General features: G+C 45.5%; 6 protein-coding genes and 8 tRNA genes. 12 read left to right on the plus strand and 2 right to left on the minus strand.

Annotated elements, in window-relative coordinates; translation table 11 throughout:
• The first annotated feature begins 190 nt into the window (after positions 1–190).
• The 12 genes from alaS to trpR all read left to right on the plus strand — a co-directional run bounded on the left by alaS (position 191) and on the right by trpR (position 6,874).
• Complete coding sequence (alaS, locus tag K5Q99_RS15405) at positions 191–2,815, plus strand: alanine--tRNA ligase (protein ID WP_220777358.1); 2,625 nt, start codon at positions 191–193, stop codon at positions 2,813–2,815.
• A gap of 9 nt (positions 2,816–2,824) precedes the next feature.
• Positions 2,825–4,081 carry an aspartate kinase gene (locus K5Q99_RS15410; RefSeq protein ID WP_220590833.1) on the plus strand — a complete coding sequence of 419 codons (1,257 nt, stop codon included), beginning with the start codon at positions 2,825–2,827 and terminating at the stop codon, positions 4,079–4,081.
• Positions 4,082–4,199: 118 nt separating this feature from the next.
• A complete protein-coding gene (csrA, locus tag K5Q99_RS15415; protein WP_006082602.1) occupies positions 4,200–4,397 on the plus strand; it encodes a carbon storage regulator CsrA in 198 nt (65 codons plus the stop codon).
• A gap of 205 nt (positions 4,398–4,602) precedes the next feature.
• Positions 4,603–4,694, plus strand: a tRNA-Ser gene (locus tag K5Q99_RS15420).
• A gap of 22 nt (positions 4,695–4,716) precedes the next feature.
• Positions 4,717–4,793 (plus strand) — tRNA-Arg (locus tag K5Q99_RS15425).
• A gap of 34 nt (positions 4,794–4,827) precedes the next feature.
• Positions 4,828–4,904, plus strand: a tRNA-Arg gene (locus K5Q99_RS15430).
• An 87-nt stretch (positions 4,905–4,991) separates the two neighbouring features.
• Positions 4,992–5,068, plus strand: a tRNA-Arg gene (locus tag K5Q99_RS15435).
• A gap of 48 nt (positions 5,069–5,116) precedes the next feature.
• A tRNA-Arg gene (locus K5Q99_RS15440) sits at positions 5,117–5,193 on the plus strand.
• A 58-nt stretch (positions 5,194–5,251) separates the two neighbouring features.
• Positions 5,252–5,328, plus strand: a tRNA-Arg gene (locus K5Q99_RS15445).
• A gap of 45 nt (positions 5,329–5,373) precedes the next feature.
• Positions 5,374–5,465, plus strand: a tRNA-Ser gene (locus K5Q99_RS15450).
• Between the two features lie 103 nt (positions 5,466–5,568).
• Positions 5,569–5,645, plus strand: a tRNA-Arg gene (locus tag K5Q99_RS15455).
• Between the two features lie 953 nt (positions 5,646–6,598).
• A complete protein-coding gene (gene trpR, locus K5Q99_RS15460; RefSeq protein ID WP_106651212.1) occupies positions 6,599–6,874 on the plus strand; it encodes a trp operon repressor in 276 nt (91 codons plus the stop codon).
• Positions 6,875–6,930: 56 nt separating this feature from the next.
• Here the strand turns inward: trpR and K5Q99_RS15465 are convergent, their stop codons facing one another.
• Positions 6,931–7,302 carry a hypothetical protein gene (locus tag K5Q99_RS15465; protein ID WP_063882755.1) on the minus strand — a complete coding sequence of 124 codons (372 nt, stop codon included), beginning with the start codon at positions 7,300–7,302 and terminating at the stop codon, positions 6,931–6,933.
• Between the two features lie 235 nt (positions 7,303–7,537).
• Positions 7,538–8,194 (minus strand): peptidylprolyl isomerase, encoded by a 657-nt coding sequence (gene slyD, locus K5Q99_RS15470; protein WP_006085085.1) that lies wholly within the window; start codon positions 8,192–8,194, stop codon positions 7,538–7,540.
• Positions 8,195–8,407 lie beyond the last annotated feature (213 nt).

Below are 8,407 nucleotides of genomic sequence, written 5' to 3' on the forward strand. Positions count from 1 at the left end.
GGTCTACAAATAACCGTCTTGCCTAAAGTGCGTTAAATCTCCGCTGAATTCTGTATCTTGAGGTTGTTTGGGTATATATCACCAATCAAGGCTGGTCGTCCTTCCTCAGTCTGCTTATAATGCTGGGCAAATAGAAATACGGCTAGCCTAAGGCGTAGCTGGTAATGCTTACCCAATTCAGGATGATTTCATGTATCAAACTACAGCAGAGCTTAGAAGCGCTTTCCTCGAATTTTTCCGCAGCAATGGTCATCAAGTTGTGGACAGTAGTTCATTAGTGCCAGGCAACGATCCCACACTTTTATTTACCAATGCAGGCATGAACCAGTTCAAGGACGTGTTTCTTGGCATGGACAAACGCAATTATACGCGTGCGACCACTGCTCAACGTTGTGTACGCGCCGGTGGTAAGCATAACGATTTAGATAACGTCGGTTATACAGCACGTCATCACACCTTTTTCGAAATGTTGGGTAACTTCAGTTTTGGTGATTATTTCAAGGAAGAAGCGATTCGTTTTGGCTGGACATTCTTAACTGAAACGTTAAAGCTGCCAAAAGAACGTCTGTGCGTCACGATTTATCAAACAGACGATGAAGCCTTTGAAATTTGGAATAAAAAGATTGGTGTTGCCGCCGAGAATATTATCCGTATCGGCGATAATAAAGGTGCAGCTTATGCGTCAGATAACTTCTGGCAAATGGGTGATACTGGTCCTTGTGGCCCTTGTACTGAAATTTTCTATGACCATGGCGATCACATTTGGGGTGGCCGTCCTGGCAGTCCTGAAGAAGATGGCGACCGTTTCATCGAAATCTGGAACATCGTTTTCATGCAGTACAATCGTCAAGCATCAGGTGAAATGCTGCCTTTGCCTAAGCCATCGGTAGATACTGGCATGGGGATTGAGCGTATCGCCGCGATTATGCAAGGCGTACATTCTAACTACGAAATCGATATATTCCGTACTTTGATCGCTAAAGCGGCAGAAATCATCGGCGTAAGCGATTTAACCGAGAAGTCACTGCGCGTCATTGCCGATCATATCCGTTCATGTGCATTCCTTATTGCCGATGGCGTTATGCCGTCGAACGAAGGCCGCGGTTATGTGCTGCGCCGCATTATCCGCCGCGCAGTTCGCCATGGTAACAAGTTGGGCGCGACCGAAGCTTTCTTCTATAAGTTGGTTCCATCTTTGATTGCGGTGATGGGCGACGCGGCTAAAGGGTTAGCTGAGACGCAAGTCATTGTTGAAAAAGCACTGAAAGCGGAAGAAGAGCAATTTGCTCGTACGCTTGAACGTGGTTTAGGTATTTTAGATACGGCCTTAAACGAGTTGAAAGGTGACACTTTAGACGGCGAAACCGTATTTAAGCTGTATGACACCTATGGCTTCCCAATGGATTTGACCGCTGACGTCTGTCGTGAGCGCAACATCATTGTCGATGAAGCAGGTTTCGAAGTCGCCATGGCTGAGCAACGTAGCCGCGCCCAAGCTGCTGGTAACTTTGGTGCAGATTACAACGCAGCGCTGAAAATCGATGCTGAAACCGCATTCACTGGTTACACCGAATTAGCGGGCCAAGCTAAGGTCACCGCGATTTATCTAAACGGTGAGTCAGTGACGGCTATCAAGGTGGGTGACGAAGCGGTTGTCGTACTCGATGTCACACCTTTCTACGCTGAATCTGGCGGTCAAGTGGGCGATAAAGGCCAACTGGTCGCGAGCGGTGTTGAGTTTACGGTAAACGATACGCAAAAGTATGGTCAAGCAACTGGCCATCAAGGTGTATTGGCTACAGGTAGCTTAAGTGTTGGCCAAGTTGTTGAGGCGAAAGTCGACAAAAAACTGCGTCACCGTACTCAGTTAAACCATTCTGTTACGCATTTACTGCATGCTGCACTGCGTCAAGTGCTCGGTACTCACGTTTCGCAAAAAGGTTCATTGGTTGATCCTGAGCGTTTACGTTTTGACTTCTCACATTTCGAAGGCGTAAAAGCCGCTGAATTAAAAGAAGTTGAAGAATTAGTTAACACTCAAATTCGTCGTAACCATGAACTTAAAACCGCTGAAATGGGCATAGATGAAGCTAAAGAGAAAGGCGCTATGGCGCTCTTTGGTGAGAAATATGACTCACAAGTGCGTGTTGTGACTATGGGCGATTTCTCTATTGAATTGTGTGGTGGTACCCATGTGGGCCGCACGGGCGATATTGGCTTGTTCAAAATCACCTCTGAAGCGGGTATTGCAGCAGGTGTTCGTCGTATCGAAGCCGTGACTGGCGCCGCAGCTATGGCTTATGTTGCCCAGCAACAAGCTGAACTGGAAGAAGCAGCAGCCTTATTGAAAGGCGATGCCAACTCAGTGGTCGCTAAGTTAAAAGCCCAGCTCGACAAAATGAAGCAACTTGAAAAAGAAATGGCGCAGCTGAAAGACAAGCTAGCTGCCGCAGCGAGTGCAGACTTAGTGGGCGATGCCGTTGTAGTTAATGGCGTTAACGTACTGATCAAAAAATTAGACGGCGTTGAGGCAAGTTCATTACGTGGCTTGCAAGATGAATTAAAACAGAAATTGAAATCGGCCATTATCGTGCTTGGCACCGCACAGGAAGGGAAAGTTAACCTGATCGCCGGTGTGAGTAACGATCTGATCGGTAAAGTCAAAGCGGGTGAGCTCGTCGCTATGGTCGCTGCACAAGTGGGCGGTAAAGGCGGTGGTCGTCCTGATATGGCTCAAGCGGGCGGTAGCCAGCCAGAAAATCTGGATGCGGCATTGGCTCAAGTATTACCTTGGATTACTGAGCGTCTAGCTTAAGAGGTTGCTGTGCCCCAAAAACGAAAGCTTAGTGGTAGCAAGCTTTTTGTGAAAAAGTTCGGCGGTACTTCGGTGGGTTCTATTGAACGTATCGAAGCGGTCGCTGAGCAGATTACAAAGTCAGCTCACAATGGTGAGCAGCAAGTTTTAGTTTTATCCGCGATGGCGGGTGAGACGAATCGCCTGTTTGCACTGGCAGCACAAATTAATCCGCGGGCCTCGGCGCGCGAGTTAGACATGCTAGTATCGACGGGTGAGCAAGTGAGTATTGCTTTGATGTCGATGGCGCTACAACGTCGCGGCATAAAAGCGAAATCCCTTACGGGCGATCAAGTGCAAATTCATACAAATAGTCAATTCGGCCGCGCCAGCATCGAGCGAGTTGATACTGAGTATTTGCAGTCTTTGCTTGCCGATGGTGTTGTGCCGATCGTTGCTGGGTTTCAGGGCATCGATCCTCAAGGCGAAGTGACCACCTTAGGGCGCGGTGGTTCAGATACCACAGCTGTGGCCTTAGCGGCAGCGTTAGAAGCTGATGAATGCCAGATTTTTACTGATGTGGCAGGGGTATTTACCACAGATCCGAATATTGATAGCAGTGCCCGTCGCCTCGATGTGATTGGGTTTGATGTGATGCTCGAAATGGCAAAGCTCGGCGCTAAAGTACTGCATCCCGATTCAGTTGAATACGCCGAGCGTTTTCGTGTGCCATTGCGAGTCTTGTCGAGTTTTGAAGCTGGGCAGGGGACGTTAATCCAATTTGGTGACGAGTCTGAACTCTCTATCGCCTCGCTAGTCCAAGGTATTGCGATTAATAAGTCACTGGCAACGCTGACGATTGAAGGGCTGTTTACTACCAGTGAACGCTATCAAGCGCTGTTAGGCTGTTTAACGCGATTGGAAATCGATGTGGAATTTATTTCTCCATTGAGGATCCACGAGGATGATCCTTCGGGTCGAGTCAGTTTTATGCTCGCTGAAGCTAAGGTCGATACTTTGCTTAATGAGCTCGAAGGCTTAAGCGAAAGCCTCGCACTCGGGCCATTGATTATCGAACGGCAACGTGCAAAAGTATCTTTAGTTGGCAAAGGTTTACAGGCAAAAATGGGATTATTGACTAAGATGTTAGAAGTCTTGGGTAATGAAACTATTCATGCTAAGTTACTCACGACGTCAGAGAGTAAATTGTCAACCGTTATCGATGAAAGGGACTTACACAAGGCGGTTCGGGCGTTACATCACGCTTTCGAGCTAAATAAGGTGTAATTAAATAACCGTTTGAGTATTGAATACTATTAATTTGTACTAAGCTGACCTTATAATAAGCCCATCTACCGGATGAGTGCCGTGTGTAAGCTGAATTAAGAAATAAAGGAGCTATCGAATGCTGATTTTGACTCGTCGTGTTGGCGAAACACTGATGATTGGTGATGAAGTCACAGTTACAGTGCTAGGGGTAAAAGGCAATCAAGTGCGTATTGGTGTGAATGCACCAAAAGAGGTTTCTGTTCATCGCGAAGAAATCTACCAACGCATTCAATCTGAAAAATCAGGTACACCATCGGAAGGTGGTAACTTTTAGTACCTTGTTTTGGCAAGCGTACTACGGCAACAGAAGAGTCAGTTTTTTAACTGGCTTTTTTATTTTTTAGGCCGAAAGATTGGCGTAAATCAATACATTGGCTTGATATAACAGCAATGTGATTAAAAACAGTTCAAATGGAATCTGTTTCGGAAAAAGGGTTTGACTTATTTTCGTCAAACAGTAATATGTGCGCCAAGAAAACGGAGAGGTGGCCGAGTGGCCGAAGGCGCTCCCCTGCTAAGGGAGTATGGGCTTTAACTCCCATCGAGGGTTCGAATCCCTCCTTCTCCGCCATTTCTTACCGATAGAAAACAGTGCGCGTGTAGCTCAGCTGGATAGAGTACCTGGCTACGAACCAGGCGGTCGGAGGTTCGACTCCTTCCACGCGCACCATTTTTTATTGGAAAAGTAAACTTAGATACAAGTCGCGCGTGTAGCTCAGCTGGATAGAGTACCTGGCTACGAACCAGGCGGTCGGAGGTTCGACTCCTTCCACGCGCACCATTTCTGCATTAGTTAATCTTTAACTCATCAGTTTTGAATTTCAGTTAGAAATTTTGTAGATAATTGCTTATAGCAAAATGTTAAAATGCGCGTGTAGCTCAGCTGGATAGAGTACCTGGCTACGAACCAGGCGGTCGGAGGTTCGACTCCTTCCACGCGCACCAATTTAGATTAATATGATTTCGGTCGTATTAATGTTTACCGTTTTAAATGCGCGTGTAGCTCAGCTGGATAGAGTACCTGGCTACGAACCAGGCGGTCGGAGGTTCGACTCCTTCCACGCGCACCAATTTAAGCTAATATGATTGTGATTTTTTCAATTAAATTAGTGTTTTACCGTTTAACATGCGCGTGTAGCTCAGCTGGATAGAGTACCTGGCTACGAACCAGGCGGTCGGAGGTTCGACTCCTTCCACGCGCACCAATATAGTTAACGAGACACGTCTTGTTGATTTAAAGCGTTAAACGCGGAGAGGTGGCCGAGTGGCCGAAGGCGCTCCCCTGCTAAGGGAGTATGGGCTTTAACTCCCATCGAGGGTTCGAATCCCTCCTTCTCCGCCATTCTATTCTCTTAGTCGAGGGGAATAGAATAAATTTGCGAGATAAAAGTGCTTATCCTAGACTCAATCATGATTGGATCTATTAGAAGTACAAAAATGAATTTGCGCGTGTAGCTCAGCTGGATAGAGTACCTGGCTACGAACCAGGCGGTCGGAGGTTCGACTCCTTCCACGCGCACCAAATAGATAAGCCCTGCAAGCAATTGCAGGGCTTTTTTATTTTTAAATCTGTGGCGGTTTGACCCGTTTTGGCTTTCTCCGCTTCTGCCTAATTCTCTTGGTATCACCATCTTTTGCTTTATACCAATCACATGAAGTATTTAATCAGTTCAGAGCCTCACAGCCATCTCAATCCAAGGCGCATTGGCGTAGAAATGGAAGTCAATGCTGCACGGGAGTGGTATGTCTATGAGGCATCCTAAGGGCGGCAGATGTTAACGGCATGGCAACGCGCCTCATGCTGCGTTCAAGGCTTTCGACAGAGACCACTATGCTTTCAAGCCTTCGCCTTGTCTAAAGCGCGTTGAACTCCCAATGAATAAATAGATATTTAATATTATTGGTGTTAGATATGCGTGTAGGTGTCACAGTGTCAGTATTGAGCGTCTTAGCTGTGGTTTAGTATCCGTTTGAGGAGAGCTATCAAGTAGACCGTGCTGGACAGTTTAAGGGCTTTACCTGTAATAGCACGTTCACTATAGACTTAAAGCGATTAGTTTATAAATCCATCAAGGCTGCCGAATTGAACACATCATTTATTATAGGAGTATCGTGGTCCATTATCCTGAGGCGATATTTAGTAGTGGCACTGCAATATTAGTAGGATTATCAGGATAGAAATTCTTGGTGATAATTTTGAGCCGCTTACGTTTTTGACTGAATGATTCTGTTCATATCATAAGTCCAAATGACTATGCTAACAATTACATAACTTATTAAGTGTAAGTTGTTTTACTTCCATGGATAACTTGAAATTTACAATTCTAATTAACCATAGGCTGCTGCAAGATTAGGATTTTTTCGAATGGATCATTATTAGGGTATTGGTGAATTTTTTTATTCGAATTCAGGTAGTTTGAGTTAAATCTGTTAGACTGGAAATGTAATGCTTAGACAGTACTTATGAGGGTTATTATGCGAGCAAACTGGGATCTAGTATTAGAAAAGATTTTGAGCCACAGCAATTATGAAGATCTTTCTGTGTTGTTTCATTTACTGTTAACCGAAGAAGAGCGTAGTGCCATTGCCGGACGCTTAAAGGTATTTCAGTTGTTATTGGATGGGGATATGAGCCAAAGGCACATAGCTGCAGAATATGAAGTGAGTATTGCGACGATCACCCGTTGCTCTAATTACTTGAAAAATATGTCTCCCGACCATAGAGCGAAAGTTCAAAAATTGATTGGTTAGTACTCTTATGAAAACAAGCCCTGTGGACATCATTTGTGCTTGTTTCGGTAACAGCCTTAAGGCGTGATGGGCAGCTTATGGCGACGATAGAGTGACCGACGCACCAGAATATATAAGCCATAACTAAGTAAGCAGATAGCCAGAATTGGGTAAAGGTCTTTGGGAAGGAATTTAAAGATAGCCAATGCCGCTATGAGATAGATAAAAGGTAAGAAGTTATAAATCATCTCGGGAAGATAGCCCGACTTACGACGTCTTACCGAGTCAGTTCGACGGTTTTGAGAACGCATAACATAGATCCTCGCACCTAAGACGAACACTACTGTAGCCGCAACTAGGGCATAGTTGATGTCGAGTGCAATAAAACTCGAACTGCCGAGCGCCATGTAGCCAAAAGGCAAAATCTCGTAAAGGGGTTTGGTTAACATAAGCACTCCGTCGCTTAACTCAGGTTGATATAATATCTAATTGAAAATATTCATATAAAATTTGAATACTTCAATTTACCAGTCAGTTATTTATCTATTACGAATATTATAAACGCTTGCGTATAAAAAATGCACGACCTTAAATTAAGGGCGTGCATCTTCAAAGTTTAAACTATGGCAGTTCAATCGCTTAGGGGTGAGCTATTTCTAGCTCACCTTGGGCAACAATCTGTATTTAACCGCGGCAACCACAGCCGCCATTGCCGTCACAACCTGTTTTAGGTGTGTCACAGGCTTCGTGCTCTTCATGGTGATGTCCATGATCGTGGTCTGACCCACCACAACAGCCGCCAGCTTCTTCTTTGCCTGAACCGCCACAGCATCCACCGCCGTGATCGTGATCATGTCCATGGCTTCCACAACCGCCTTGGGCATGAATGTGGCCATGGGCGATTTCTTCGGCTGAGGCTTCGCGAACGTCAACGATTTCGACGCTGAAATTGAGCGATTGGCCCGCTAAAGGATGGTTGCCATCGACGATAACCACATCGTCTTTCACTTCCATGACTTGAACTGGGCGTTGACCCATTTCAGTTTCGGCGATAAAGCGCATACCTGGAACGATATCTTCGATATCACCAAAGGCTTCTAATGGCACGGCTTGACGTAGGCCATCGTGGTAAGGGCCATAGGCTTCTTCGGCACTAATAGTGACATCGAGTTTTTCGCCTTTGGTTTTACCATCTAATGCGGCTTCTAAACCTGGGATCAGGTTTTCAGTGCCGTGCAGATATAGCATAGGTTCAGAGTCGAAAGAGTCTTCTAATAGTCTGCCTTCTTGATCTGATAAACGGTAATGAATGGTTACCGCGCTGTGTTGAGTGATCTTCATATCGCCTCCAATTCGTAATGTGCGCGCATAATAACGTGCTTTTTTAGTGCTGGCGATAATTTGAAGTGGCTTATGTTAGATATCGCACAGCTTTTTTTTCGGCAGATTAAAGCCTGTTTTACGCGGTGCAGCATGTGTAATGTGATTTTTGCGCGTTAGCCTGTCAATTTGGTCTGAGTGATGAGGTAGAACAAATAACGCATTAGTTAAAAG

Source organism: Shewanella hafniensis (assembly GCF_019655335.1).
GTDB lineage: Bacteria > Pseudomonadota > Gammaproteobacteria > Enterobacterales > Shewanellaceae > Shewanella > Shewanella hafniensis.